This is a genomic window from Streptococcus mitis (assembly GCF_003942865.1).
GTDB lineage: Bacteria > Bacillota > Bacilli > Lactobacillales > Streptococcaceae > Streptococcus > Streptococcus mitis_BI.
On record NZ_RJNZ01000001.1, the window covers coordinates 321,802 to 347,263 of the forward strand.

A 25,462-nucleotide genomic window follows, 5' to 3' on the forward strand; every position below is an offset into this window, starting at 1 on the left:
CCCATCCTATCTTCTATTCTTTATTTTGCTTCGACACGGACACCTTGGGTATCAACCTTCAAGTCATGAAGCTTTCCTTTGAAGGGTTGCTTTTCCAATTCTGCCTTAATCGTTGGCATCTTGTCATGAGAAGCCAAGACCATAACTGTCGGCCCAGCACCAGAGAGGTAGGTTGCATAGGCACCATTTTCTTTGGCCACTTGCTTAATCGTCGCAAATTCTCTCACCAAGTCCTGACGGTAGCGCTCGTGGAAGAGGTCTCCCTCGATTGCTTGACCAGCTGTCACCATATCTCCTGCCAACAAGGCAGCAACCGCCACATTGGCAATAGAACTAGCCGAAACAGCTTCCTTGTAAGACAATTTCTTAGGCAAGACACCACGGCTGTCTCTAGTACGCAATTCATAGTTTGGAATGTAGGCTAGGAAATCACACTCTGGGAAGTCTGCTACGATAGCTGAAACTTGCCCATCAACAGAGCTCGCAACAACAAGATTACCATAAATGGCTGGAGCCACATTGTCAGGATGTCCTTCAATCTTAGTTGCCAACTGCAATTTTTCATGATCAGACAAGTTGAGCTGACCCAGTTGGTTGGCTAGTTCAATCCCAGCAACAATAACCGAGCTGGAAGAACCCAAACCACGCGCCAAGGGAACATCACTGGTCATTTTCAAGCGTCTTGGTTGCAAGTCTGGTACAATTTGCAAAGCAATTTTGAGCAAGAGATTACGCTCGTCATGAGGAATCCATTTGCCAATCTGGTGTTCAATCAACCACTCATCTCGTTCTTCACAGACCTCAATTTGAAGATACTTGGTTACAGCTACACCGACCGAGTCAAATCCTGGCCCGATATTGGCACTGGTTGCAGGTACAATAATCTTCATTTTATTCTCCTAGCACCTTGAAGGTATTCAAGAGGTCGAATTCTGAAACCTTCTTCAATTCAGCTGAAACATTTTCAAGCTGGGCTTTATTAATCTTGTGTGTGATGATAACGACACGCGCCTTGTCACCATCTTTTCCATCTTGGAGAATTTGCTTGAAGGAAATATCTTGGGCATTAAAGATTTCAGCCAATTTCAAGACCTGACCTTTTGAGTCTGGAGCCAAGATTGAGAAGTAGTAGTTTGCTTTAACATCCTCAGGATTTGCCAAGACCAAGTCACGGCTGTATTCGTTGAAGTCTTTACCAATGGTACCATCATTCAAACGACGAACGATACGAACAATATCTGCTACAACACTTGTTGCAGTTGGTTTTTGACCCGCACCTGGTCCGTAGTACATAGACTCACCAATACCGATAGATTCTACAAAGACAGCGTTCATTACGCCATTCACACTGGCAAGTGGATGCGCTTTAGGAAGGAAGGTTGGAGTTACTTCTGCAGCAATACCTGAAGGAGTTTCCTCGATAGAACCAACCAATTTCACTACATAGCCAAGTTCTTGGGCTACAGCTACGTCTTCTGGTGTGATGTTGCGGATTCCCTTGTGGGCTACATCGTCAAAGGCAACCTTCATGCCAAAGGCAAATTGGCTCAAAATAACCATCTTGTAGGCTGCATCAATCCCATCTACGTCATTCGTCGGATCGCTTTCTGCAAATCCTAGACGTTGCGCTTCCGCAAGAGCATCATCATAAGACCAGCCTTCTTCCACCATCTTGGTCATCATGAAGTTGGAAGTTCCGTTGACTACTCCAAGCACGCGCGTGATTTTGTCAGAAGCCAAGGAATTTGCCAAAGTACGAAGAATTGGAATCCCACCAGCTACTGCTGCTTCATAGTAAAGTGCTACCTTGTTAGCTTTAGCGATTTCTAACAATTCTGCACCATGGACAGCCAAAAGGTCCTTGTTAGCAGTAACAACGTGTTTCCCAGCTTCCAAGGCACGAGTGATAAAGGTTTTAGCAGGTTCGATACGTCCCATCAATTCCACCACGATCGTAATGTCTTGATCTGACAAAATGTCATCCACATTGGTTACAAAGTTAAAGTCATTCCCTGCTGCAAGCAAACGATTCTTTTCATCTTCATCCTTGACCAACACCTTAGCGACTTCAATCTCTGAATGTGCTGATTGATTGATTTTTTCTCCATTTTCCTTTAGGAGGAAAGGCACACCACTTGCAACGGTACCAAATCCTAGTAAAGCAATTTTAACTGTCATGTTTGTCTCCTCGAAATTTTCTAATATAGCCATTATAACAGAATTTTGTGAAAATTCCTATTATAGTAAATCACTATTTCAGTCTAGAAAAGAAAAAACGAATCTGATGATTCGCTCTTCTTAAAATCTAGAAATAGCTTTCCAGAAAGGATTATCCAATCTTTTGTAGATTGAGCACTGCATCGTGATTGATCAAGACTTGACCATACTCTTGCAAGACTGAACGACTGATATCACTATCGTCCGCAAACTCGCGCATACGAGCCAAAAGCCAAGCTGGATATGGACTTGGATGATTTTCAATATCCACTAAAATGGTCAAATAATAGCGCTCATTCATCTTGTAGAGTTCAGAAGTTTCCATCTCAAAAGTCACTGTCTTAGCAAAAGACACCAAGTCAGCCAACTTAGCAAAAGAAAGGATGTAGTAGATGTAAGGTTCTTTCTTGCTTTCAACTTCTTGTTCAGCCTGCTCTTGCTCTTCTTCCTTAGCTTCGACTTGTTCTAGAGATTGAATCGCTTCGATATCATCCTTAGTTTTGTCTGCGATGCTTTTTTCCAAGGTTTTGATAAATTCATCTGGCGACATTTGAGCCAATTCTTCCATGTCTGGCAAATCCGATAAATCTTCAAAATCTAGATTTTGGTCAATCTTTGATTTAGTTACAAAGACATCTACCTTATCAGGCTTTGGAGTCACACGGAAGCTCAACATACCTGTATCCAAAAAACTCTCAGGCATCTCTAACTCATCTAAGATAGCATAAAAAAACTCTTCTGTTTTTTCTTGAGGAACGAGAAAGTCAGCAATCTCCATCCCTCGATCCATCAAATCCTCTAAAGACATCGTGATTTTTAAAGTTGTATCACTGATTTGTTTCATTTTCATTGCTAGTAACCTCATACTTTCAGTTCTATCTATTATACTAGATTTTTACGATTTTATCAAAAGAATGAAGCGAGAATGTGATATAATACTAGAGACCACTTTACAATACAAGAAAGAAAGTACAATGAAAAATATAAAAGTTAATGCACTGGCTAGCTTACTAGTCAATGTTCTCAATATCGTTTTTCCGCTGATAACCAATCCTTATCTGACGCGGATTCTCAGCAAATCCAACTACGGTTATTTCAATACCGCCAATACCTGGGCTAGCTTTGTCATTCCTTTAGCCGCCTTTGGAATATATAACTACGGGATTCGAGCTATCAGTAAGGTTAAGGACGATAAAGATAAGATTAATTATGTCTTCTCCAAGTTATTCTATATATCTGTAATTACTTCTGTCCTTACAACAAGTATCTACTTTTTGTTTATTTACCTAGATAATAGTATTGAAAATTTGAAAGAACTCTACTATATACTTGGTGTCCAGGCTCTCTTCCAATTCCTTTATATCGAGTGGATGAACGAGGCTTATGAAAACTATGCCTTCATCCTTTACAAGACCTTGGTTATTCGTATTGCCATGTTGGTCGCTATCTTCACCTTTGTTAAAACTCCAAATGATATCGTACCTTATGCAATCATCATGAGTGCAACCACTATCCTTAACTACCTGCTCAGTTTTCTTTGGATCAAGAGAGAAGTTTCCTTTGTCAAAATTGGTCTCATGGAATTAATCAAAGCATCTAAGCCACTCTTGACCATGTTGCTTCTAGCTAATGCCAATATGCTATACACCTTACTTGATAGAATGTTTATCACCAAAGGGCCTGATGAAAACTACATTTCTTACTATACCATTGCTTCTAGCATCGTTATGTTGATTGCCAGTGTCCTGAGTGGAGCTATCAACGTCAGTATTCCACGTCTCGGCTACTATCTCGGTAAGAAAGACTACGAATCTTATAAAAATCTTCTGAACCAAGGAGCTGCCCTCTTTTACTTCCTTATCATTCCAACCAGTATTGGGATGATGGTATTAGGAAACTACGCTGCAGTCATCTACTCTTCTGAAAAATACCTTGAAGCTGGTATTGTGACTAGTGTCTTCGCCTTTCGAACTATCATTTGGGCTATTGAGTTGATTCTCGGTAAACAAATTATCTTCATCAACGACCACGAAAATCGTTTAACAGCCTTTTACTTTATTGGTGGCGGAGCTAATATCCTACTCAACAGTCTCTTGTATTTCAATAATATTTTTGCACCAGAGTACTACATTGCTACTACTATTATTGCAGAAACTGTAGTTGTTCTACTGGAAATTTACTTTATCAAGAAACATCAGCTACTTGATTTAAAAGAGATCTTTACTACTTTAACACGCTATACTATTGTATCGCTCGGATTCATTCCAATTTATTTCACTTTTAAATTTCTTTTCCAAATCAACTCTTATACAGTCAACCTCAATATGATACTCATGGTACTCTCGACTGTTGTAACCTGTGGAATCTACTATCTCTTGATACTTTTTATCACAAAAGATAAAACATTCCATTATGCACTCAATCTTGCTCTTGCTAGGATTAAAAGAAATTAAAAGAATCCCCTGCTAATAGACTATTCTACTAGCAGGGGATTTTCTCATTATTCCTTTTCTTTCTTGTCGGAACTACTTGACTCTATAATTGAGTCCTCTTTTTGTTTTTCTGAATTAGAAGAGTTCATTTCTTTTTGTTTTTCTTGCTTTTCTGCCTTATTAATCTTGTCTGATTTATCAGTTAGAGTAGATGTTTCCTGTTTGTTTGTAGAATGATTTTGCTGCTTATCAACAGTAACTACTTGTCTCCATACACCTTCTTCATTAACTTTATAACCATCAGGTGTGGTAGAATTTTTCAATAAGGAACCATCTGCTTGGAAATAGTACCAATGACCATCAACCTGTTTCCAGCCAGTTTGCATCGCTCCTGTTGAATCAAAGTAATATTGATCACCATTGACTTTTTGAAGGCCAACCAACATAATACCATCTTCAGGATTTAGATAATACCAGACGCCTTTGTCTTTTATCCAACCAGTTTTCATGGCTCCATTTGATTCAAAGTAACGGTAATGATTATCAAACCATTTCCAGCCAGTCTGCATGGCACCAGATGCACTAAAGTAATATTGCTTGCCATCTACTTGATTGAGGCCAACCAACATAGCGCCTTCCTTAGATTCAAGATAATACCACATATCATGATCTTTTAGCCAACCAGTTTGGAGTGCACCAGATGAGGCGTAATAATGCCAGACATCATTTGACCACTGCCAGCCAACTTGCATGTTACCTGAGGATTTAAAGAAATAGGTTTTTCCATCAATCGCTTTAGATCCTACGGCCATGATACCTGTTTCTGGATCCAAATAATACCATGATTCTTTATCTTTCAACCAACCAGTTTTCATAGCACCTGAGTTCGTATAGAAGTACCAGCTATTGTCTTGCCACTTCCAGCCAGTCTGCATGGCACCACTAGCATTCAAATAGTAACGAATACCCTTTATATCTTGTCTGCCAGTTAACATGATGCCATCTTTATCCAGATAATACCATGTTTCCTGATCCTTGACCCAGCCAGTTTTCATAGCTCCAGAACTTGCAAAATAGTTCCAGTGACCATCAACAAAGGCCCAGCCAGTTTGCATGACACCTTCTTGATTAAAGTAGTATGTGCTTCCATTGATATTCTTTTTACCGACAGTCTTTAGACCATCCTCATCATAGAAATACCAAGCTGAATCAATCTTTTGCCAAGTTGAAGGCTTACCTGAAATTTGTAGTACGCCACTTTCGCTAAAGAACATCTTCTTACCATTAAAAACTTGGTGTCCTGTCAGCATCTTACCATCTGCCGCAAAAAGGTATTTTTTCCCTCCAATTTCAGAGAGCTCGCTAAATCGTCTAGCACCATTCGACTGGATATAATACCAAGAGTTATCTAGCTTGAACCATCCACCAGTTTGCATTTTACCATTTTTGTTCAGATAGTAATCATTCCCCTTGGCATTTTCTCCCCAGTCGTCATTAAGGTGAAGCCAGCGGCCTGCTTGCATTTGTCCTTTTCCATTAAAGAAGTAAGTGGCTCCGCCAATCTCTTTCCAGCCGATAGCCATTTCCCCGTCAGACAAACGATATTTCCAATAGCCATCTTCTTGATACCATTTTTCGTCAACTACTGGGATATCAGGGAAGGTATTTGAAACATTAGCAAATCCTTTATCGCTAATATCAAAAACAGTAGCGTCTTGAGTTTGGCTAGCAGCACGAAGAACCTGAATATTTTTCTTCTGAAGGTATTCTCTAGTTGAAGCAACATTAATATCTCCACCAGTTGTCTGAATAATCATTTTTGGTGATAAGTTTTCAAGGAAATTAATCGTATTTGAAATTGTCGCATCATAATGGTGGTTCCATTTCATCATATCAACCTTGCCGATAACTGGACCTAACTTATCTTCTGCTCCTTCGGCATTATCCAAATCTCCACCAAGATAGATTCTCTTTCCTGCCACAGTCACTACTGAAACAATGGAGTTGGAGTTATCATCTCGAACTTTTTTCAGATTCCCATCAGCATCATATTCATTCTTATAGTTGTAGAGCTGGATATCCATATCACCTAATTTTATATGGCTATCCTCATCTGAAATATTCTGGATAAGCGTAACTCCTCGTTTTTGAGCTGCTCTCAAAGCATTATCATAATTGAAAAGATTATCCCATAGACCCCACTTTGCTGTGATTCGATCATCTGAATATTTTTTCAAATAAAACTTACCAACCTGATAACGATTGAGTATTTCGTCTGCTCCACCAATATGATCACTATGAACATGAGTTCCTATGATAAAATCTAATTTTTTAACACCTATTTCATCTAGGTGGCGAATCAATCTATCCTCTAATACTTGATAATTTCTCATAGAAATTCCCCAACGACTTGGATAGCGTGGGTCACTCCCATCAGGAAAATCATAGTCTTCTCCCATATCAATCAAAGCATAGTGACCATTGCTTTCCAGAAGGATGGCGTCACTCCCAGATTTTGCTTTAGTATTTATGAAATGGATACGATTGCCCGAACCTGCAGAGATAGTATTTGCATCTACTCCTTGCGATAACTGAATCAGCGCTAGAAAGAATACAAGAAAACTATACCCAACTAATTTTATTAACTGTTTATTTTTCATCTTGAAAACCCCTTTATTTTAAAAGATAAGAAACTTATACTAATCAATCCAATAATTTTTATCTCCTCCTGGCACTTGTTGCTCAATGGGTGGCGGACTCATATAGTTTTCTCCAAATTCGTAGACAAGTAATTCATGGTATTTTCTAGGAACCTTGACCACAATGTTTTCATACGGCATATCAATCAAATCATAGAGCCATTCTTTTTTTATACCATCTGGATAATAGGAATCATAGATAGTACAAGTGAGATCTGTTGCTTGATCCACACTATACTTCAAAGCAAGACTCTCTAATTTTTGGTTCCATATCTGTGGGGAAGTTAAACGAAAAATAGCTGACCCTATATAACGAGGGAGATTTTTAAGTCCACCATTCTCAGACTTAATCCCTTTAAAATTCAAAGAAGAAAGACGAATGAAATATTTGTAGAGCTTCATTTTCTTCTGGTCACTTTCTTGCGTTACGACACCATCATATGGAAAGATGTCAACGCAGGTTCCCAATACGACCGTTTTATCTATAAGATTAGCATCTCGACGTGTCCTCACATCATAGACTCGCATATAACTGTAAGGATACCCCTTTGTTTCTCTGAATGAAATTAATTTGTAGTAGGGATGATTTTCATTTTTTAAAACCTTATACAGTTTTTCAAACTCATCACGCGCTAAGGAAATATCTGTATCATCATCCCAAGGTATAAATCCTTTATGGCGTACAGCTCCTAGTAATGTTCCAAAATCAATAAAATATTTGATATGATGTTGTTCACAAAGATCATGAAGATACTTCAAAATATCTAATTCTACTTGTTTGATTTCTTCAAGAGTTAAAGTTCTTTCAGACATAGGTTTTATTCTCCTAATTTTGACTATATTTTTAAACGTTTCTTAATCCCAATCCAGTTATTTAGACTTTTTAACAATCTTCCACAATTTAAAATCATGATGAGATACTCTTTGTTCAACTGGCGGCAATTGCATATAATCTCCGTAGTCTGAGGTCAAAATTTCATGATATTTTTTCGGAATAGTAAATTTCTTACCTTCAAATGTTCCAGTAGTAACTTGTTCTAGCCATTCGCGTCTCCACACTGGTTTGTTCATATCCTTGTAGATAAGATAATCCACTTCCTCATAATCTGACACTTTACGTGATTTAGCAAGTTCTTCAATTTGTGCAACGTATTTATTTGTATTTGTGAAATAAAAAATAATAACTGAAATATAGCGTATCAGTGAATTCAGAACACTTTTCGTATTGGTGATACCTTTAAATGTATAGCAACTCAATTGACGTTTCTTTATCAGCTTTGTCATCTTGTTCTTGAAATTGGCATCATTCTCGTAGCCATCTACAGGGAAAATATCTACATAAATCCCCATATTTGAATCAATACGAACATCTTCTTCTAGCAAGTAGGTATGGTTATCCTGCACTTTCATGAAGGGATAGACATAGTTGAGATTATTTTTATAAGACATCACTTCGTAACGTTCATCAGGGTTAGCAATAAGATAGTCTTGCAACTTTTCATAATCTTCTCGTAACATACAGATATCCATGTCATCATCCCAAGGAATAAAACCTTTATGACGAACCGCACCGATAAGACTGCCATAAGCTAGGAAATATTTGACACCAATTTTCTGACAAGTTTCATGAATGTATTCCATGATTCCTAGTTCGATCTGTTGAATCTCTCTAATATCAGTTACTTCCTGATAACGAATACCTTCATCACGTTTGCAAACAACTAATCCATAACCAATAATCAACCAAAAGATAATATTAATAAAGTTAGTTGAGTACATAATCTGACTTTCAAATAATTGACCGAACAAGATGCCAAAGAAAAGAATCATAATCAACTTTTCAGAGTTCTTTTTAGAAACAATCAAATAAGTCAAAAAGCACTTAATTATATATCCTAGTAGAAGTAGAAAGGATACTAAACCTAAAATTCCAGAACTAACAAATACCGTTACCAAAATGTTATGGAAGTTTCCACCAATGAGAGAATTTTGAATCTCAAATTTACTGAAATATTTTGTGTAATAATCTGGAACATTCCGTACACCATAACCAAAAATTGGTTTCTCGCTTCCCATTTTGATAGCATTTTTCCAAATATAAGTTCTACCACTAGGTGTTGTTTCTATTAGATGAAGTTCACCTGTTTTTTTTATAACTGAAGAATCCGTTTCTGCATAAGATTGTCCTTTATTTAAGTCTAATACAGTCGCTTTCCCCGAGGATATGTAAATAGAGGTTACATAACTCAATCCGATGTTAGCAGCAGAAACAAGTAAAGCAGAAACAATAAAGATTAGAAATCGCTTAGCTAACTTGCCCCCGTTAATAAAGAAACTATAAAACCCAATCATTAACACTAAAGATAATAAAGCTCCTCTACTTTGCATGGTTGCGAAGTAAACTAATTGAATCACATTATTCAGTTTAAGATAGACAGAATATTTACTTCCTTTATGAATCAAATACATAGCCAAAATAATGCTAATGTATGAAAATATCGCACTAGCATTTGGATTAACAATCCCCCACAGACGTCCATTCATAACACCATAGTAATAAGATTGTTCGCCAATCTTAAATAGGATAAGGACTCTACTTATCAATAAACCAAACGCAAAAATTGCTGAAGAAAAAGATACAATTTGAACCGTATAGGCAATCCAGTCAAATAATTTTTTAAGTTTCCCTGATTGTAACATGGTAAATAATAAAACATAGGTTACCATGAAGAGGATTTCAATCACATTTCCAATCAGATGTCCAGAGCGATTGAAAATAGCTGATAGCAGATGACTTCCAGCTAAGAGTCCAAATAAGGATAGAAATTTGCGATCTACTGTGATTTCTTTCCACTTAAACAATAAGGTATAGCAAATATAAAGCACTACAATCGCTGATAATCCCTTGTAGAGGGGATTTGCTATCTTATAAACCAGTGAACTCATACTTAAAATCGAAATAAAAACAAATAGATACGCAATCCATAGTTTTGATTTTTCAAAGTATTCATCCAATTTTGAAAAATTCATTTTCAACTCCTTCTCATGATATTAGTTTTTTAATCCAACAATTTTCTTATATAGCCATGGAGAAATGACAAGTGAAAAGATCGCTACCTTGCGAAAAGTAGTGAAATAAGCATCCTTCCATATTTCGCGTCGATGCTGAACAATCCAAGTCCTCAGCTCGGCTTTCTCCTTTTGATACTCTTCACGTGAAGTAAAGATAATCTTATCGTAAACTGTGATGTACGACCAACATTCTCTGTTTATTAATTCGTATTTTAAATTAGGAAAGACTTGTGATACTTGAGCAATAATTCTCGTATAAACTTTTATAGTGTCAAATACATGCCGATTAACAGATGTTGTCGCACTTCCCTCACGATGATCATAATAATAAACAGGTTTGTCAATAAATACGCAACTGCATCTTGTCTTTAGTAGTAATTCAGTTAAAAATAGGGCATCTTCAGCTAGGTGATAATTTGTATTAAACTTTTCATCCGCAAGCAGGTCTCTATTAAACAGTTTTGCGACTGGAAAAAATGACGTTCTGCTAGTCATCAGTAGTTCCTTCATGGTTTCTTCTGTTGACCAGAGTTCTGTTTTTCCAGAATGTGGAGGTAGGTCTGTTACAATGCCATTTTTGATATGGTGTAGAGGAGCAATTACAAAGCCTACATTCAACCCTTCAACTGCACTTGCTAAAGTAGCTAGGTAATCTTGGGTAACAAAATCATCGCTATCAACAAAAGTTATCCAAACACCCGTCGCTAGCTGAATTCCAACATTTCTGGCATTAGAAACACCAGCATTTTCGATATGGTAAACCTTGATATTTTCATGCTGATCTGCTAAATGATCACACATTCGTCCACTAGAATCAGTAGACCCATCATTTATTAGGATTAGTTCAAAATTGGTATAAGTCTGATGAAGAATTGACTCCACACATCGTTCCAGATAGTTTTCTACATTGTAGACTGGAACGATAACGCTTATTTTTTCTCCCATCATGCTCCATACTCTCCCTTGTATTCTGTATAAGACTTATCCATATCAGCGATGACAGCATCATGATGTGGTAACTGCTTGTCTGCTGGAGGAGGTGTCATGTAGTCTCCAAAAGCAGTGCTGAGATAAGCATGGTAGCCAACTGGAACGGGCATCTCTGTCTCTTCAAATGGCAAGAAAAGATTATCCTCAAAAGATTCGATTAGGTACTTGTTTCTCATGTAACCAGGACCCGAGCATAATTCCGTGATTCCATCGCTCTCAGCTAGACTGTACTTGGTCATTTCTTTTTCAGCTTTTTTCCAAATATGATAACGGAGAGATTTGGGAGTCACCCCCAGTAAAATACGGCTTCCCCATTTCATGACTGCACCATGCTTTTCTGGAATAGTTTGCGCACAAAACAGTGAATAAATCAGTGCCCAACGAACCTGTTTTTTCCGCTCAGCTGGATTTTTCGGATAATAATCCAAAGGCAAAACGTCCAAGGCCAAACCATGTGGTAAATTCAAATCCTGCTGGTAAGGTTTGATACAGGTAGTTTCCTTGTCACGAATAGTAATAAAAAGATTACGGTCGACAAAATCCTTGTTACTCTTTGACAAGAAATAACGTTCATCTGCATAACGAGGCCATAATTCTGCCAATTTTTCATAATCCTTACGGGGCATAAAAAAGTCTAGGTCGTCGTCCCAAGGAATGAATCCCTTGTTTCGAAGGGCACCAATAGCACCTCCACCACAAAGATAACAAAGCAAATCATGTTCTTTACAAAAGGTCACAAAATATTCAGCCATTTCCAGACTACGTGCCTGAATTGCTTTTAAATCAGTCATATTGTTCATTATTCTTTCTATCGTATCGTTCCATTATACCACAAATAAGGGTTGAAAATCTATTGCAGACTGTAAAAAATCAAAGCCTGACTGCTAGATAAATAGCCTTCAAACTTTGATTTTTCTATCTTATCTCATTCCCATTTGAGATAGCTTGGTTTGATATTTATTTTGGTCTACTAAGAGTGCCTGCCCTCCATAAACATCGTAATCATCTACCCAATCACCCAGTTCTGGAACTGTTAATCTCTCAATGCCATTTTGCGCTCCATCTAGGAAGGATAAGCCATTGGTCAGTAGGAAACTATAAGGAACATTCGTAGAGGTCATCCCAAAGACCTTACCAAGTGCTTCTGATCCAGTAAAGAGTTTGGTTGGATCCTTGAGCTGTTGCAGAACAGCTGTCAGCACTTGCTGTTGTCTCTTGGTACGACCGTAATCACCTTCATCATCATCACGGAAGCGAGCATAATTTAGCAAGGTTGAACCGTTCATCTGCTGTTTCCCAACTTTGATAGTCTGGGTTGGAGACTCTGTTTCTGTAGCATGCAAGTCATCTCCCACCGTAGCTTCGGTTAAAGGTTGACCTTCTAAGGTTGAGAATTTGGCATCAATCGTCACGCCATCAGGGAATAGAGTGTCAATAGCAGTTGCGAAGGCCTGGAAATCAACCAAGGCATAGTACTTAATGTCCAAGTCAAAATTATCTTTCAATACTTGGCGAACCATTTCTGCCCCTTTTTGGCCTTCTTGTTCCCCTAGTTCATAGGCTACATTTAACTTGTTATCTGTTTGTTTCTTCCCATTGATAATCTTACTATATCCATCAATATAAACTAAGTTATCACGCATGAAGCTGACCAGCTTAATTTTCTTATCTGAACCACCAACATTTAGTACCATAATAGAGTCCGTTCTCGTCTCAGCACTATTTTGGCCAATCCGTCCATCCGTCCCCATAATCAAAATATTAACCCCATCCTTGGTATCTTGACCATGAAAAACTTCTACTTGAGCTGCCTTAGCATTGGCAGGTTTATTTGGATCCGCATTTGAATAGCCTTTTAGGAACATAAAAATCATGCCAAAACCGACACAGGCTAGAAGGGCAAGCAATCCTGCAAAAATGCGCCCCCAACGAATCTTACGTTTTTTGGACTTAACCTTTGGATGAGAATGAGTTTTCTGGTATTTTTTTGCACGACTTCGGTTACCATAGGATGGAAGAGGAGACTGATTGACTGGTTCCCTGAAAGACTCTTCCATATCGTGATTTTCATTATAAATTTCTGGAGAAGCTTTACTACTGCTAGCCATATTTAACTTACCTTGCAGGTATGCAAACTCTTTTTTCTCTCGCTCATTGAGGTAATGAATGTTCTTAAAAAGATAGTCATAACGCAACTTCTCGTGATGGCTTAAGGGATTTTCTTTGCTCATCTTATCTCCTTTCCATGGTCTGATATTGGATAAATAGGATAGGCCCCCAGTACTTTATACTGGATTCCAATCGCTTCTAATTCTTTTTGGGCAAAGTGAACCAAGTCCTTATCAGCATAGTCCACATCGATAATGAAAAAGTATTCGCCCAGTGCTGTCTTGAGTGGACGACTTTCAATTTTTGTCAGGTCAATTCCTCTCCATGCAAAGGTCGAAAGAGCCTTGTAGAGGGCACCGGGAAGGTTGTCCGGTAAGGTCAAGGCCAAACTCATTTTTTCAGTTTCTGCTTGCAAAGGAATGGCTGAACCTTCAGCTCCCAAAACCCAGAAACGTGTGAAATTAGCTTCCATTTCTTGAATATCTTCAGCAATCAGTTCTAAACCATATTCTTCAGCAGAACTTCTTGGTGCAATGGCTGCATAAGGCTGGTCTGGATGTTCGGAAATGAAACGGGCCGCATAAGCTGTACTAGCTGTTACCTCGATTTGGGCCTCTGGATATTGTTCATCGATGAATTTCTTTCCTTGAGCCAAGGCCTGTGGATGTGAAAAAATCTTTTCAATCTTAGTATGACCTGGAATCACCATCAACTGCTGATGAATAGGCTGAACGATTTCTGCCACTGCTTGAATACGAGCCTGATGAAAAAGATAGTCCAAGGTTTCATGAACACTACCCTCGATAGAATTTTCAACTGGCACCACAGAATAGTCCACCAAGCCTTGCTCATAGGCCTTGATGACCTCTGTAATATTGGCAAAGGCCTGCAATTCCTCATGAGGAAAAGCTGTCTGCACAACGTGGTGTGAAAATGATCCCTTGGGACCTAGATAAGCAATTTTCATCTCAGTTCCTCTATAATTTCCTCTGGGCTTAGCTTGGTCACATCCAAAACCCGACTGGCCACTTCCTCATACCAAGCCTGTCTTTCTTGGAAAACAGCTGCAAGTTCTTCCTTGCTATTATTTAGAAACAGCGGGCGCTGATTGTCCTTATCAGCTGCGATACGGTGGTAGAGGGTTTCAAAATCAGCTTTCAGATAGATGTTATCAAAATTGGTCTTTAGTAAGTCACGATTTCGCTGAGAAATAACCACTCCTCCACCAGTTGACACAACTTGATCTCTTTGTAGTAACTCAGCTAATACTTCTGACTCTACCTGTCGAAAGGCCTCTTCTCCCATTTCCGAGAAAAATTCCGCAATAGACATACCTAAGCGCTTCTCTATCAGAGCATCCATATCGAGATAATCTGGATCCAAGCCTCTTGCAATTGTGGATTTTCCAGCCCCCATAAATCCGAGTAATACCTTAGCCATGAATCAGATTCTCCAAATCATCAAAGAAGCTAGGGTAGCTGGTATTGATGGCTTCTGCACGATCAAGCTTCACCTCTCCATCTGCAACCAAGAGGGCTGCGATGGCTGTCATCATACCGATACGGTGATCTCCAAATGTATTGACTCTAGCACCGTGAAGGGCTGATTTTCCTTTGATAATCATTCCATCTGCTGTAGGTGTGATATTCGCACCCATGCTATTTAAAGCGTCTGCCACAACCTGAATGCGGTCTGTTTCCTTGACCTTGAGTTCCTCAGCATCCTTGATAACTGTTACACCTTGGGCTTGAGTCGCAAGCAGGGCAATAATGGGCAATTCATCAATCAATCGTGGAATCAAAGCGCCACCAATCTCTGTTCCTTTCAGGTCTGAAGACTCAACAGTTAAGGTAGCAGATTTAGCGACTGGGTCAATTTCAGTAACTTCTAATTTTACACCCATGGCGCGAATGACATCAATGATACCTGTACGCGTTTCGTTAATACCAACATTCTTCAGCACTACACGAGAATTTGGAACAATCAAACCTGCGACTAACCAAAAGGCTGCACTGGAAATATCTCCTGGAACAACCACCTTTTGTCCAGTCAGTTTTTGAGGCCCTTGGACTGTGATTTTCTTTCCGTCCACACTTAAATGACCACCAAATTGTTGCAGCATATCTTCAGTATGATTACGGGTGCACTCTTTTTCGATAATAACAGACTCCCCCTGAGCCTGCAAGGCCGCAAACATCAAGGCTGACTTAACCTGGGCAGATGCAATTGGCAACTCATAATGAATAGGTGTTAAATTTTTCGTTCCTTTTAAGCGAAGAGGAGGCAGGTCTCGATCAGTTTTCCCTGAAATGCTGACGCCCATTTTTTTCAGAGGAATCGTCACACGGTCCATAGGACGTTTGGAAAGACTATCATCTCCAAACATTTCTACTTCAAAGTCTGCACCAGCAAGGACACCTGAAATCAGGCGAATCGAGGTTCCAGAATTTCCCATATCAAGGGCATTTTTCGGAGCTTTTAAGCCATCCATACCCACACCTTGTATGGTAATAACCCCATCTTTATCCTCAATCTCAACACCAAGGTCACGAAAGGCTTGCATGGTCGAAAGGACGTCTTCGCCACGCAAAATATCATAAATCTTGGTCTCCCCCTCAGCCAAACTTCCAAAGATAATGGAACGATGGCTGATAGACTTGTCACCTGGAACTCGGATACTGCCGTGTAAGTGGCGAATGTTTGTTTTTAGTTTCATACTAGACCTCATACTTGCAATACTTTTACCTATTTTATCATAAAAAGCCAGAAATTCCTTAAAAATTTCTGACTTTATGATAGTTATTTTCTTATTTTAGCAATTCTTTTCATTTTCAATTTACCAACTATCTGAAGAACCACCACCATCAAATCCACCGCCACCCCAATCATCTGAAGACCAAGATGAACTAGAACTACCAGAATCATATGAATCTAATCTACCATAAGAACTTGACTGTACTCTTTGTGAAGCATAGTAGCTTTTTGTAAGCTCGGAAGTCCAAGAAGCATTCCTCACAAAATCTTTATCGTTTGGATAGAGTTTCCCCTTCCCATTATAAGAGTATTGAGAGCGATTAAACCTATCTAGGTGCTTTCTTTCAACTTCTGCGTAGTATGCTTCTATAAGTAATGTAGTCCAAGTGTCATTAGGTAGAAAACCTTTTGAGTCTGGATAGAGTTTGTTATATCCTTCGTACTGATATTGAGACCTAATTAAACGCTTATTTTTTTTATAGTCAGATTTACGTTCTTCAGTCCACGTATCATTAGGTACAAAGTCAGGAAAATCTGGATACAGCTTACCTTTTCCCTCGTACTCATACTTAGAAAAGCGGCATCTTTTTAAGTACTTGATCCACGTTGCTAAACTTAGTAAAAGAAAGAACAACAGATAGAACAATATCGGAAACGGAATGTAATCGAAGTACTTACTAAAGCCATCATTATTTTTTAATGATTTTTCATAGCTTTTTGGAAGTCGATTATTTTCCTTCTTGTTTATGATTTCAGCTTTTCTAGACTCCGCTTTAGAAATACCTACTAGAATTTTGTTAAGGGCATCAGTATATTTCCCTTCTTTCATGTATGGCTTAGAATCATTTAGTAAGGAACTGGCCTTAGAGTCAGTAAGCCAAATTGCTGCTTCGTTGGATGTTTCAATACGAAACTTCCTATCCTTTATAGCAATAGCAATTAAAATTCCACTGTTGGAATCTTGTTTGCCAACTTTCCATTTGCGTGCAACTTCATTGGCTACCTCTTCGATACTGGAACCGTCCAGGGTATCTACAATATAAATACCTACTTGGGTTTCACTTCCAGAATTCATACTCTCTAACGTTTCTGCAACACTAGTAGTTAAATAACCGTTAGGATCGTAAATGCCATTTAAAGGACGATCTGGAACAGCTATATTAGCCACAACAAGAGGCATAAAAAAGAATAAAGGGGTAATTAAGAGTAAAAGTAACTTTTTCATAGGAGATCCCCCACAAGACTAATCAGTTAAATTGACTTTAGGGACCACCTTTGCATCTTTCTCTGCTTCAATTAACTCAGCTCTTTGGAAACCAAACAAATTAGCTATCATATTAGTGGGAAAACGTCTAATGGTCTTATTATATTCTGTTGCAGTATCGTTGTAATCTTTACGAGCAACGAACAAACGATTTTCAGTTCCCTCAAGTTCTGATATTAGAGAAGACACTTGTGTATCGGCTTTTAACTCAGGATAATTTTCTTGAACAACTAGTAATCGAGAAATCGCAGACGTTAATTCGCTCTCCCCTTCACTTTTTGTTTCTTTATTTCCTGAGCCAATCTTAGAACGAGCATCCGCAATCTTTGTAAAGATGTCTTCTTCGTGCTTCATATATCCTTTTACAGAATTTACAACATTTGGAATTAAGTCAGCTCTACGTTGAAGTGCCACTTCAATCTTCGAGTTAGCTTGTTTCACAGATTCATCTTTGCTGACAAGGCTGTTGTACGAACCTGTCAACACTATAATACTGATGAAGATAATTCCTACAGGAACTCCTATTAGANCAATTAATTTTTTTGACATATTTTTTCCTATTTTCTATTGTTCATCATTTAACTAAAATTTATCGATAATAAAAATCAATCTCTTTCATAATTGTTTCTATATTTATTATCTCATCAACAATTTCTAACTTACCAATTGAAGTTGAAAATAACAGTTATAAGCTTTCAAATTCGTTTTGTATTATAGTTATGATTTTCAATAGCCTATTTAATTTGTTTTGTATTTTGTTTATTAGTAAAGGCATTCATCCCCACAATTATTATTAAACAGGCAATTCTAATAGCTCTAGCTTATACAGTAGTTACCAATGATAAACATACGTTTAAAAAATACCTATAAAAAATGAACAAAATAATGTTCTTATTTTAGCAATTCTGAAACTGGTTCGAAAACAATTTTTTCAATGTCAGAAAGGTAAATGGCTAATTGTTGTTGCTTGGTAAAGAATTCTGACAAGAGGCTATTTTCTTGAATCTGCTTACCAAAACCTTCCATCTTAGCTTGGAAGGAAGCGTCTGGCATTTGACCTGTCTGTGCTAGTCTTTGAATTTCCTCTTGAAAGGCAACATATTCTGTAAAGATTTTGCTTGCCTCAGCATCTGCTGAAATAGCATCTTTAGCTGCTTTGACAGCCTTGTATTCTGGTAATTCGCGTAGACCGCGACTGAGTTCATTTGCACTATCGTAAATATTTGACATATTTTTCTCCTTATTTGATGACGACTGTATAGTCAGTGTTTTCTGTTATGAGATGCTCAGCTCGTTCCAAGTCTTGAGCATTTTTAAATGAAATTTGTAGGATCCCGTGAATATCCTCACGGTTTTCCTCATTGATGTGAATATTAACCAAGGAAGTTCCTCGTAGCAATTCCAAAATCCGAAGGATGACGTTTTCTTCATCGGGAACGTCAACATAGAGGTCATAAGAGCTATCCACACCACCACGCTTATGAATTTCCATGGCCTGACGCTGCTCACGCGCCTGATTGAAAAAGTTCCAGATTTGCTCTTCATCTCCCTTGCTGATGGCTTGTCCAATCTCATCTAAGCGCTCCTTGAAATCCTCAATTCGATCGAGAATAGTTTCACGATTAGACAAGAGAATGGAGGTCCACATACCTGGTTCGCTTTCCGCAATTCGAGTCATATCTCGAAAACCACCGGCCGCAAAGCGTCTTGCCATCTCATGTTCTTGAGCATAGACCGCGGTCTGTTCCATGAGACTAGAAGCCAGAATATGTGGAAAATGGCTAATCTGAGAAGTCACCCGATCATGCTCCTTGGCATCAATTTCGATAAAGCGAGCATGAAGACCTGAAAGCAGAGCCTTCATTTCCTCAAGCGTGTCCTGACTTGTCAGGCTTGAAGGTGTAAAGATATAACAGGCATTTTCAAAGAGATTAACATCCGCAGAGGCGGCCCCTGTCTTGTGACTACCAGCCATGGGATGGGCTCCGACGAAGCGAATAGCCTTGCCAACCAAATACTGCTCCGCTACATCTACAATAGCTGACTTGGTCGAACCAGCATCTGAAATAATGACCCCTTCTTTCAAGTCCAAGTTGGCCAACTCCTTAATGAAAGCAATGGTTTGTTTGATTGGCAAGCTGAGAATAATGATATCCGCCAAAGGAGCAAAACTAGCAAAATCATCTGTTGCACGGTCAATCATGCCTTCTTTCAAGGCGATATCTCTCGAAGCTTGACTGCGATTATAACCTAAAATTTCATAATCTGGATGATCGCGTTTGATACCAAGGGCCATAGAGGCACCAATCAATCCAAGGCCCGCGATATAGACTGTTTTTGCCATAGGAACTCCTTAATAGTTCTTTGTATAGTCTCGGTGTTTAGCTACCGCTTCTTTTAATTCCTCTAGATTGTCTGATGAGAATTTTTCAAGGATTTCTTGTGCCAGAACCGTTGCCACAACGGCTTCCATGACTACACCTGCTGCTGGAAGAGCAGTCGGATCACTTCTCTCCACAGTTGCCTTGTAGGGTTCATGGGTTTTGATATCCACACTCATAAGTGGTTTATAAAGAGTAGGAATGGGCTTCATAACTCCACGAACAACGATCGGTTGCCCATTGGTCATACCACCTTCAAAGCCCCCTAGATTGTTGGTACGCCGAGTATAGCCATCTTCTTTAGACCATAGAATTTCGTCCATAACTTGGCTGCCCTTACGGTAACCAGCTTCAAAGCCGAGACCAAATTCTACTCCTTTAAAGGCATTGATAGAGACAACTGCTTGGGCCAATCGCGCATCCAATTTTCTGTCCCATTGGACATAGGAACCAAGGCCGACTGGAACTCCTCCGACGACTGTCTCAACAACCCCACCGATGGTATCACCGTCACGTTTGATTTGGTCAATGTAGTCCTTGATTTCCTGTTCTCTTTCTTGGTTGACAATAGAAACTTCAGACTGGGCAGCTCGTTCCTTAATCTCAGCAACTGTGAGATTCTCAGGAACATCGATTTCCTTGCCACCAAAGACTACGACATGGTTGGCAATCTCCATATCCAGCTCAGCCAAGAGGCGTTTGGCTACTGCCCCAACTGCCACCCGCATGGTGGTTTCACGGGCAGATGAACGTTCCAAAGAATTTCTCAAATCGTCAAAACGGTACTTGATCCCCCCAACCAAATCGGCATGACCTGGACGAGGATGGGTGATTTTTCGTTTGCTTTTAAGGCGGTCTTCAATGTCCTCCGCAGACATAATGTCCAGCCATTTTTGGTGGTCCTTATTGATGACATCCATGGTAATAGGAGCCCCTGTCGTCTTCCCATGGCGAACACCCGAAGTAAAGACAACCTGGTCACTCTCAATCTTCATACGACCACCGCGGCCATATCCACCCTGACGACGTTTCAAATCCTCATTGATGTCCTCTGCTGTCAAAGGAAGTCCAGCTGGAATTCCTTCAATAATAGCTGTCAGACGGGGGCCGTGTGATTCTCCTGCAGTTAAATATCTCATACACTCTCCTTATTTTACCAAGTAGTCTTTCATCTCTTCCAGAGAAACTGAGTGAATAGTCGCTGAACCAAGCTCTGGTACCAAGACCAATTTCAAGGTATTGCCACGCGCTTTCTTATCATGAGTCAAAGCTTGATAAAGCTTGTCAACATCCCAGTTTTCATAATCAACAGGCAAGCCAAATTTCTGACACATTTCTGTGATGGACTGGGTAATGCCAGCTGGCATAAGGCCTTTTTCCTCAGCAACCTTGGATATCTGCACCATTCCCATGGCAACAGCTTCTCCATGCATGACCTTACCATAGCCGGCCGTCGCTTCAATAGCATGGCCAATAGTATGGCCAAAATTGAGGTAAAGGCGAACACCATTGTCCAACTCATCCTCAACTACCATCTTGCGCTTAACCTGACAAGAATGTTCAATCAAGGTCTCTGCATGCTCCAAAATGCTCTCTACAGTACCATCTAACTCCGTCAATAGAGTCCATAGTTCTGGATCCTCAATCAAGCCATACTTGATAACTTCACCCATTCCTTCAATCAATTCTCTCTTTCCAAGGGTTTCAAGAACAAGTGGGTCAATCAGAACCCCGTCTGGTTGGGCAAAGGTACCCACCATATTCTTAGCAAATGGAGTATTGACGCCTGTCTTTCCACCGATAGAAGAATCCACCTGGGCTGTCAAACTAGTCGGAATCTGAACAAAATGAACGCCCCGCATATAGGTAGAGGCTACAAAACCAGCCAGATCCCCAACGACACCACCGCCAAGAGCCACAATTCCATCGCTACGAGTCAACCCCTGCTTAACTAGAAATTCATAGACTTTCTGAACAGTAGTTAAATTCTTTCTTTCTTCCCCTTCCAAAAAGTCAAATACCGCTACCTGAAAACCAGCATCTTCTAGGCTGAGTTTGACCTTCTCTGCATAAAGAGAAGCTACATGGTTATCTGTCACAATGACTACCTTTTGCGGTTGCCAGAGTTCTCGCAACCACTGACCAGCCTGAGCCAGACAACCTTTTTCAATCTGAATATCATAAGGATGATGAGGGATTTCAATTCTGATTTTCATAGGAGAATCTCCTTTTCTTTATTGGTATTTTTCTGTTAAAGACTGCCAAATCTCATCCGTCGGCATTTCCTTTCCTGTCCACAGTTGAAAAGCTTCTGCAGCTTGATAGAGCAACATTCCCAGACCATTGACAACTGGATTCCCCTGACTTCTGGCCCATTTCAAAAATGGTGTTTCAAAGGGTTGGTAAATGATATCTGCTACTAGGAGAGTTTCTGGTAAAACTATGCTTTCAGGAACTGAAGATGATTGACCATCCATCCCTACACTTGTCGCATTAACCAGTAAATCAGACTCAGCAATCCTTGCTTGCAGTTCAGAAACATCTTCTAAAGCATACAAGTCCACCTTAAAGCCTGTCTGCTCCTGTAACTTGTCTAAATAAGGTCTTGTTTTTTCCATAGAAACTGAACGAACAAAGACAGAAATCTGACTGACACCATCCAAAATAGCCTGTGCCAAGATTGATTTAGCCGCACCACCTGCACCCAGCAAGGTCATCTTTTTACCTGAAATTGTAAAAGAAGGCAAGCTCTTAAAAAATCCCTTGCCATCTGTATTATATCCAATTAAATTGCCATTCTCATTGACAACCGTATTAACCGCACCAATCAAGCGCGCTTCGTCACTTAACTCATCCAAATAAGGAATCACCTGCTCCTTATAAGGCATGGAAAGGTTGATTCCAAACATCTGGTAGCGACGAATATTAGCCACTGTTTCTGCCAAGTCACCTGCTTCAATCTCCCAAGCCACGTAAACACCATTTGTAGTTGTCGCTTCAAAGGCACTATTGTGGATAAAGGGGGAAATAGAATGCTTAATAGGATTGGCAACAACGGCAGCTAAACGTGTATAGCCATCAAGCTTCATCCAAAATCTCCCTGATTTTTTTCATGCTAGCTAGAGAAATCTGACCTGGGGCACTTGCCTCATCTAGACTAGCAAAGGACCAGCTAGAACCTGTCACATCCGCAGTGATACGAGAGACCTTGCCCACCTTGCCCATAGAAATGGTTACATATTCCTGTTCAGGATTGAGGGTTTTAAAGCCTCGTGTATAGTTCATCAAGTCTAGCACATCCTGCTCCGTGTGAGCCATCACTGCAACCTTAACAAGTTTTGGATTTAAGCTCGTCAACTCTGACAAGATTTCCATCATGTTTTCAGGTGTTTCTTGGAAATTGTGGTAACTCAAAACGAGATTGGGGAAGTCCAGCATTTCTTCAAAAACATCCTTGTAGCTATAGTACTCAAAATCAATATAGTCTGGTTGATAGAGTTGTGCCACTTCCTTGATTAGATGGATATATTCTTCTGGAGAAAGGTCGATTTCTCCCCCTTCAGAGCGAGTTCGCAACGTGAAAACTAACTCACGGCCTGCGAATTTTTCAAAAATAGCTGGAGCCACCTGCAAAATCGCTTCCTTAGGCAGATAGTCGGCACGCCATTCAATGATGTCGGCATCTAGGTACCTCGTGGCATCCAGAGCCTGGGCCTCCTCTAAACTTCTTGGCATTACTGAAACGATTAATTTCATTTACTAACCTTCATACTAATCACCTTGAGGTAATTACTACTTTCATCTTTTTTATTATAGGCAAAATCTGCTGGAAGACCGTATTTATTTAAAATCTGGTAACTTCTTCCTGCAAAGCCTTTATCAATTTGTTCTGTAAATTTCTGGCGGGATACATTGGCAGCATTGGTGCTGGCAATAATAATACCGCCCGGATTTAAAATCTCAAGACTTTGGGATATCAACTTATGATAATCCTTGGCCACAGAGAAGGTCTGTTTTTTGTTCCGAGCAAAGCTAGGCGGATCTAGGACAATCACATCATAGGTCAAGTCTTTTCGTTTAGCATACTTGAAATACTCAAAGACATCCATGACTATAAAACGATGGTCGTCTGTGCTGATTCCATTTGCCTGAAAATGCGCTTGAGACAATTCTCGTGAACGCTTGGCTAGGTCAACCGAAGTTGTCTGACTTGCTCCTCCCATGGCCGCAGCTACTGAAAAAGCTGCTGTATAGGAAAACATATTGAGCAAGAATTTGCCCATAGCCAATCCATCCACTAAACTACCGCGAACTTCATGCTGGTCTAGGAAAATCCCTGTCATCAAGCCATCGTTCATAAAGACTTGATAGAGGACACCATTTTCCAAAACAGTGAAAAATTCAGGTGCTTCTTGACCATAAACATGGGCAGATTCATAGTCCAAACCCTTAAAGCGGATCTTCTCATAAGCCCCTAAAACCTCAGGAAAAACCTGTCTAAAGGCTTCAGAAATAACCTTGCGAATCTGATAAACATAAGAGTTATACCAAGAAAAGACAGCATAGTCGCCATAAAGGTCCACTGTCAGACCGCCAAAGCCATCTCCCTCTTGGTTAAAGAGACGAAAGGCAGTTGTCAATTCATCTTGATAGTAGGATTTTCTCTTTTCTTTAGCTTGTCTAAACAGTGTTTCAAAGAAAGCTTGATTGAAGGTCACCTTGTCTTTGCTCACAAACCAGCCCAAGCCCTTGTTTTGCTGAGAAAGGTAGGCAGTCCCAAAAAAGTTTCCATCTTGACTATAGATTTCTACTTCCTGATCCTTGAGATGAACATCTGTAAGATCACTGGCTTCTAGTAAAACCAGTCCTTTAGCGAGCTTCTTTTCAACCCTTTTGCTGACTCTTATTCTATTCATAACTACCATTATATCAAACTTTTAGCCAATTCTCAAAAAAGAAACTACCCTTGCTTTTTTACTCTTCTTTTAAAAAATAGTATACTATACTAATAAAAAATTAGAAATATTTGTGTAAGAATCACAATAAAAGATGCTCTTCCGTCTTGGAGGAGCATTTCTTTTTATAAAATAAAATTCAATGAAAATCAAAGAACAAAAAACTAGCCTCAGATTTACTGTGATATTGTAGATAGATAGGCTGTATCAGTAATATGTGTCTGTCAAATTTAGTGACAAAGGTAGAAGAAAGATGAAGAAATAAATCAGCTTCAGTAGATATCTGGAAAATTTGATTTTATAGAGAATGTTTTTGTTACAAACTCAATATACTATCAATAAATAATATTATAGAAGCAACAATAATTATAATTTCACCTATCTGCATAATTCTATTTCGAACTCTAAATACATGTTCTATCAAAAATACTTGAAAAAGACACATTATAGGAATTAACGTTTTTGAAATTGAAAAATATCCAAATAAATAAACTATAAACAACAAAAATAGAACTATATTATATTTCTTATTCAAAACATTCCTCCCTATATATTTTTGATTACCAATCCTAATAATTTACAACTACAT

General features: G+C 39.2%; 23 protein-coding genes. 1 reads left to right on the forward strand and 22 read right to left on the reverse strand.

Translation table 11 applies throughout. The features are described 5' to 3' along the window. Positions 1–20: 20 nt before the first annotated feature. The 3 genes from thrB to mecA all read right to left on the reverse strand — a co-directional run bounded on the left by thrB (position 21) and on the right by mecA (position 3,067). Positions 21–890 (reverse strand): homoserine kinase, encoded by an 870-nt coding sequence (gene thrB, locus D8845_RS01625; RefSeq protein WP_125452245.1) that lies wholly within the window; start codon positions 888–890, stop codon positions 21–23. 1 nt (position 891) lies between these two features. After that, positions 892–2,178: a homoserine dehydrogenase gene (locus D8845_RS01630; RefSeq protein ID WP_045611310.1), complete on the reverse strand. Its 1,287-nt coding sequence runs from the start codon at positions 2,176–2,178 to the stop codon at positions 892–894. A 151-nt stretch (positions 2,179–2,329) separates the two neighbouring features. Further along, positions 2,330–3,067 carry an adaptor protein MecA gene (gene mecA / locus D8845_RS01635; RefSeq protein WP_125452290.1) on the reverse strand — a complete coding sequence of 246 codons (738 nt, stop codon included), beginning with the start codon at positions 3,065–3,067 and terminating at the stop codon, positions 2,330–2,332. Positions 3,068–3,191: 124 nt separating this feature from the next. On the opposite strand from mecA, the gene D8845_RS01640 reads away from it, so the two are divergent. Further along, a complete protein-coding gene (locus D8845_RS01640; RefSeq protein ID WP_125452246.1) occupies positions 3,192–4,670 on the forward strand; it encodes an oligosaccharide flippase family protein in 1,479 nt (492 codons plus the stop codon). 47 nt (positions 4,671–4,717) lie between these two features. Here the strand turns inward: D8845_RS01640 and D8845_RS01645 are convergent, their stop codons facing one another. The 19 genes from D8845_RS01645 to D8845_RS10550 form a co-directional block, all read right to left on the reverse strand. After that, complete coding sequence (locus D8845_RS01645; protein WP_125452247.1) at positions 4,718–7,309, reverse strand: MBL fold metallo-hydrolase; 2,592 nt, start codon at positions 7,307–7,309, stop codon at positions 4,718–4,720. A gap of 39 nt (positions 7,310–7,348) precedes the next feature. Beyond that, a complete protein-coding gene (locus D8845_RS01650) occupies positions 7,349–8,161 on the reverse strand; it encodes a LicD family protein (protein ID WP_125452248.1) in 813 nt (270 codons plus the stop codon). A 57-nt stretch (positions 8,162–8,218) separates the two neighbouring features. Further along, the gene (locus D8845_RS01655) at positions 8,219–10,378 is read right to left on the reverse strand and encodes a LicD family protein (protein ID WP_125452249.1); all 2,160 of its coding nucleotides are present in this window, start codon (positions 10,376–10,378) and stop codon (positions 8,219–8,221) included. A gap of 21 nt (positions 10,379–10,399) precedes the next feature. Next, positions 10,400–11,368 carry a glycosyltransferase family 2 protein gene (locus D8845_RS01660; protein WP_125452250.1) on the reverse strand — a complete coding sequence of 323 codons (969 nt, stop codon included), beginning with the start codon at positions 11,366–11,368 and terminating at the stop codon, positions 10,400–10,402. Beyond that, positions 11,365–12,210 carry a LicD family protein gene (locus tag D8845_RS01665; RefSeq protein WP_125452251.1) on the reverse strand — a complete coding sequence of 282 codons (846 nt, stop codon included), beginning with the start codon at positions 12,208–12,210 and terminating at the stop codon, positions 11,365–11,367. Before D8845_RS01665 ends, D8845_RS01660 begins: the two co-directional genes overlap by 4 nt. Before the next feature lie 120 nt (positions 12,211–12,330). Then, positions 12,331–13,641, reverse strand: a complete 1,311-nt coding sequence (locus D8845_RS01670; protein ID WP_125452252.1) for an LCP family protein — start codon at positions 13,639–13,641, stop codon at positions 12,331–12,333. Beyond that, entirely contained in the window at positions 13,638–14,486 is an 849-nt protein-coding gene (gene pheA / locus D8845_RS01675; protein ID WP_125452253.1) for a prephenate dehydratase, read from the reverse strand. Before pheA ends, D8845_RS01670 begins: the two co-directional genes overlap by 4 nt. After that, positions 14,483–14,959, reverse strand: a complete 477-nt coding sequence (locus D8845_RS01680) for a shikimate kinase (RefSeq protein WP_125452254.1) — start codon at positions 14,957–14,959, stop codon at positions 14,483–14,485. Before D8845_RS01680 ends, pheA begins: the two co-directional genes overlap by 4 nt. Beyond that, entirely contained in the window at positions 14,952–16,235 is a 1,284-nt protein-coding gene (gene aroA, locus D8845_RS01685; RefSeq protein ID WP_125452255.1) for a 3-phosphoshikimate 1-carboxyvinyltransferase, read from the reverse strand. Before aroA ends, D8845_RS01680 begins: the two co-directional genes overlap by 8 nt. 120 nt (positions 16,236–16,355) lie before the next feature. Next, a complete protein-coding gene (locus tag D8845_RS01690) occupies positions 16,356–17,498 on the reverse strand; it encodes a TPM domain-containing protein (protein WP_125452256.1) in 1,143 nt (380 codons plus the stop codon). An 18-nt stretch (positions 17,499–17,516) separates the two neighbouring features. After that, positions 17,517–18,086, reverse strand: coding sequence for a LemA family protein (locus D8845_RS01695; RefSeq protein WP_125452257.1), 570 nt, complete (start codon positions 18,084–18,086; stop codon positions 17,517–17,519). Between the two features lie 342 nt (positions 18,087–18,428). Next, positions 18,429–18,767: a YlbF/YmcA family competence regulator gene (locus D8845_RS01700; RefSeq protein WP_125452258.1), complete on the reverse strand. Its 339-nt coding sequence runs from the start codon at positions 18,765–18,767 to the stop codon at positions 18,429–18,431. Between the two features lie 10 nt (positions 18,768–18,777). Next, a complete protein-coding gene (locus D8845_RS01705) occupies positions 18,778–19,881 on the reverse strand; it encodes a prephenate dehydrogenase (protein WP_125452259.1) in 1,104 nt (367 codons plus the stop codon). A gap of 9 nt (positions 19,882–19,890) precedes the next feature. Further along, entirely contained in the window at positions 19,891–21,057 is a 1,167-nt protein-coding gene (aroC, locus tag D8845_RS01710; protein ID WP_125452260.1) for a chorismate synthase, read from the reverse strand. Positions 21,058–21,066: 9 nt separating this feature from the next. Continuing rightward, positions 21,067–22,134, reverse strand: a complete 1,068-nt coding sequence (gene aroB / locus D8845_RS01715) for a 3-dehydroquinate synthase (RefSeq protein WP_125452261.1) — start codon at positions 22,132–22,134, stop codon at positions 21,067–21,069. Positions 22,135–22,152: 18 nt separating this feature from the next. Further along, positions 22,153–23,007, reverse strand: a complete 855-nt coding sequence (locus tag D8845_RS01720; RefSeq protein WP_125452262.1) for a shikimate dehydrogenase — start codon at positions 23,005–23,007, stop codon at positions 22,153–22,155. Next, positions 22,997–23,674, reverse strand: a complete 678-nt coding sequence (gene aroD / locus D8845_RS01725; protein ID WP_125452263.1) for a type I 3-dehydroquinate dehydratase — start codon at positions 23,672–23,674, stop codon at positions 22,997–22,999. The genes D8845_RS01720 and aroD overlap by 11 nt, the downstream gene beginning before the upstream one ends. Continuing rightward, the gene (locus D8845_RS01730; RefSeq protein WP_185757333.1) at positions 23,671–24,834 is read right to left on the reverse strand and encodes a class I SAM-dependent rRNA methyltransferase; all 1,164 of its coding nucleotides are present in this window, start codon (positions 24,832–24,834) and stop codon (positions 23,671–23,673) included. Before D8845_RS01730 ends, aroD begins: the two co-directional genes overlap by 4 nt. 355 nt (positions 24,835–25,189) lie before the next feature. Next, complete coding sequence (locus D8845_RS10550; protein WP_125452291.1) at positions 25,190–25,450, reverse strand: hypothetical protein; 261 nt, start codon at positions 25,448–25,450, stop codon at positions 25,190–25,192. Positions 25,451–25,462 lie beyond the last annotated feature (12 nt).

What these genes read in the sequence shown, in the direction of transcription:
- thrB (WP_125452245.1), bottom strand. Translation starts at nt 890, where the DNA reads ATGAAGATTATTGTACCTGCAACCAGTGCCAATATCGGGCCAGGATTT.
- D8845_RS01630 (WP_045611310.1), bottom strand. Translation starts at nt 2,178, where the DNA reads ATGACAGTTAAAATTGCTTTACTAGGATTTGGTACCGTTGCAAGTGGT.
- mecA (WP_125452290.1), bottom strand. Translation starts at nt 3,067, where the DNA reads ATGAAAATGAAACAAATCAGTGATACAACTTTAAAAATCACGATGTCT.
- D8845_RS01640 (WP_125452246.1), top strand. Translation starts at nt 3,192, where the DNA reads ATGAAAAATATAAAAGTTAATGCACTGGCTAGCTTACTAGTCAATGTT.
- D8845_RS01645 (WP_125452247.1), bottom strand. Translation starts at nt 7,309, where the DNA reads ATGAAAAATAAACAGTTAATAAAATTAGTTGGGTATAGTTTTCTTGTA.
- D8845_RS01650 (WP_125452248.1), bottom strand. Translation starts at nt 8,161, where the DNA reads ATGTCTGAAAGAACTTTAACTCTTGAAGAAATCAAACAAGTAGAATTA.
- D8845_RS01655 (WP_125452249.1), bottom strand. Translation starts at nt 10,378, where the DNA reads ATGAATTTTTCAAAATTGGATGAATACTTTGAAAAATCAAAACTATGG.
- D8845_RS01660 (WP_125452250.1), bottom strand. Translation starts at nt 11,368, where the DNA reads ATGATGGGAGAAAAAATAAGCGTTATCGTTCCAGTCTACAATGTAGAA.
- D8845_RS01665 (WP_125452251.1), bottom strand. Translation starts at nt 12,210, where the DNA reads ATGAACAATATGACTGATTTAAAAGCAATTCAGGCACGTAGTCTGGAA.
- D8845_RS01670 (WP_125452252.1), bottom strand. Translation starts at nt 13,641, where the DNA reads ATGAGCAAAGAAAATCCCTTAAGCCATCACGAGAAGTTGCGTTATGAC.
- pheA (WP_125452253.1), bottom strand. Translation starts at nt 14,486, where the DNA reads ATGAAAATTGCTTATCTAGGTCCCAAGGGATCATTTTCACACCACGTT.
- D8845_RS01680 (WP_125452254.1), bottom strand. Translation starts at nt 14,959, where the DNA reads ATGGCTAAGGTATTACTCGGATTTATGGGGGCTGGAAAATCCACAATT.
- aroA (WP_125452255.1), bottom strand. Translation starts at nt 16,235, where the DNA reads ATGAAACTAAAAACAAACATTCGCCACTTACACGGCAGTATCCGAGTT.
- D8845_RS01690 (WP_125452256.1), bottom strand. Translation starts at nt 17,498, where the DNA reads ATGAAAAAGTTACTTTTACTCTTAATTACCCCTTTATTCTTTTTTATG.
- D8845_RS01700 (WP_125452258.1), bottom strand. Translation starts at nt 18,767, where the DNA reads ATGTCAAATATTTACGATAGTGCAAATGAACTCAGTCGCGGTCTACGC.
- D8845_RS01705 (WP_125452259.1), bottom strand. Translation starts at nt 19,881, where the DNA reads ATGGCAAAAACAGTCTATATCGCGGGCCTTGGATTGATTGGTGCCTCT.
- aroC (WP_125452260.1), bottom strand. Translation starts at nt 21,057, where the DNA reads ATGAGATATTTAACTGCAGGAGAATCACACGGCCCCCGTCTGACAGCT.
- aroB (WP_125452261.1), bottom strand. Translation starts at nt 22,134, where the DNA reads ATGAAAATCAGAATTGAAATCCCTCATCATCCTTATGATATTCAGATT.
- D8845_RS01720 (WP_125452262.1), bottom strand. Translation starts at nt 23,007, where the DNA reads ATGAAGCTTGATGGCTATACACGTTTAGCTGCCGTTGTTGCCAATCCT.
- aroD (WP_125452263.1), bottom strand. Translation starts at nt 23,674, where the DNA reads ATGAAATTAATCGTTTCAGTAATGCCAAGAAGTTTAGAGGAGGCCCAG.
- D8845_RS01730 (WP_185757333.1), bottom strand. Translation starts at nt 24,834, where the DNA reads ATGAATAGAATAAGAGTCAGCAAAAGGGTTGAAAAGAAGCTCGCTAAA.